The sequence below is a fragment of the Hydrogenivirga sp. 128-5-R1-1 genome, assembly GCF_000171895.1.
Genome location: NZ_ABHJ01000151.1, coordinates 1 through 2,229, shown reverse-complemented (window position 1 = coordinate 2,229; position 2,229 = coordinate 1). Strand labels below are relative to the sequence as shown.

The 2,229-nt window shown below is 25.8% G+C and carries 2 protein-coding genes; both read left to right on the top strand.

Annotated elements, in window-relative coordinates; all coding sequences use genetic code 11:
* Positions 1–1,673, top strand: a 1,673-nt coding sequence (locus tag HG1285_RS04035) for a bifunctional diguanylate cyclase/phosphodiesterase (protein WP_008288734.1), incomplete at its 5' end; no start/stop codon positions are given.
* 70 nt (positions 1,674–1,743) lie between these two features.
* The coding region (locus HG1285_RS04040) for a response regulator (RefSeq protein WP_008288733.1) at positions 1,744–2,229 on the top strand (486 nt) is incomplete at its 3' end.

Here is a 2,229-nt window from a genome sequence, read left to right as displayed (position 1 = left end):
TAACGACATTCATATATCAAAAAATTCAGGTACTAAGAATCAAAGGAAATAAATTTAAAAAACTATGTAAGTATGTATCCATATCAGAAGATGATAAAGAAACTCTTATACTAATAAAAGAAGTATTGAGATATATGAAAAATAACAATATTGAAAAAGTGTTCTATATTCCAAATATAAAAAAATTCCCTGTAAAAAAAGATATAAAAGAGTTTTTTATAAACAAAAATATAAACTCAGCAGTTTTTTTACCAGTACAATTTAATGAGGATTTTTATTTAATATCTATATTTTTTGAATCTACTGATTACTTAGAAACAAAAGATGAATTAGATATTATAGTTGAAATTAGAGATGATATAAGATTTGCTTTAGAACATATCAATCAGCAGAAAAAGCTTTTCTTACAAAAATATTTTGATGAAATTACTGGAGTTGGAAATAGAAATTTCTTTATTCAGTATTTAAAAAACTTAAAAGATAGAAAAACTTCTTTTGTTATATTTCTAATAGATATATATCATTTTAAGTATATAAATGAGGAATATGGAAGAGAGTTTGGAGATAAGGTATTAAGATTTTTGGCGAAAACTTTAGACAGTGTTCTTATAAATGAGGACGTATTCAGAGTTGGATTTGATGAATTTGCGATAGTATGTACAAGAAATGAACCTATAAAAATAGTTGATGGAATTAAAAATGTTCTTTCTAATGTGAAAATAGATGAGCATAAACTAAAATTAGATTTTAATATAGCAGTAATCAGATATCCAGAAGACGAATCTGACATAGAAAGACTTATATTGAAATTAGAAAGACTTTTAGATATTTCAAAAAGCAAAGGTAAAAATGTTATTCAGTATTACTCTGAAGAGCAGTATTCTACTATAAAAGATTTAATTTCTATTGAAAATAAACTTGAAGAAGCAATAAGAAACAATGATTTTGATATCTATTTACAGCCAATTGTTAAAATTTCATCCAACAAAATTGTTGGTGCAGAAGCATTAATAAGATGGAAAGATGAGAATGGAAATTTTATACCTCCATCAAAGTTTATACCTGTTGCAGAACAGACAGGTCTTATAAAGGAAATAGATATATGTATGCTTTTGAAAGCAAAAGAAACTATAGAATACATAGATAACTCTCTAAAGAAAAAAGTTAGAATATCTGTAAACATTACGCCGGCATATGTGAATAATATAATAGAATTTTTTGAAAAAGGATACATCCCAAAATGCAAAATAAAAACAGATTTTGATTTTTCTAAAGTTAAAGAACTTATAACCTTAGAGCTTACAGAAAGAGAAACTGTTGAAGTATATGAAAGTAAAGAACTATTACAAAAGATAAAAAATATAGGTTTCAAAATATCTATAGATGACTTTGGAACAGGTTATTCTTCGTTAAGTTATCTTATAAACCTGGACGTTGATTATCTGAAAATAGATATGCAATTTATAAGGAAAATTACTGAAGATGAAAAGGTTTACAAATTAGTAAAATCTATAATAAACATTGCAAAAATATTTGGAATAAAAACTATTGCAGAAGGTGTAGAAACAAAACAACAGTTGGAAATCTTAAAAAAATTGGGATGTAATTTTTATCAAGGTTATCTTTTCAGTCCTCCTGTATCTGTAGATGAATTTATAAGAATGTTAAAGTAATTTCATATATTGCATATATAATCCTATTTGGATATAAATATTATAAATATAATGTTAAAGGAGATAATTTTTGCAAAAAAAGATACTTGTTGTAGATGATTCAGCTCTTGCAAGAAGAATTTTAACTAAAATATTGGAAAGCCTCGGATATAGTGTAGATACTGCCAAAGATGGAGAAGAAGCGATAAGGAAAGCTTTAAATGATAATTATGATTTAATCACTTTAGATATTGAAATGCCAAATAAAAACGGTATTGAAGTAATAAAAGAAATAATGGGTAAAAAACCCACCAGAATACTTGTAATAAGTGCTTATACCACTGAGGATGCAAGTTTAACTCTTGATGCTCTTGATAGTGGAGCACTTGGATATATAACCAAACCAGGAACGGTAGGAACTTCACTTCAACAAATAGAAGAAGAAATAAAACTTAAAGTTAAAGAAGTTTTAAGTATACCAAAAATTAAAGTACTTATGAATAGGAAAAAGGCAACTAAACTTAAAGAAAGTCTGTCAAAAATGAATACTATAGATACAGAAAATTTCAATCCAAAT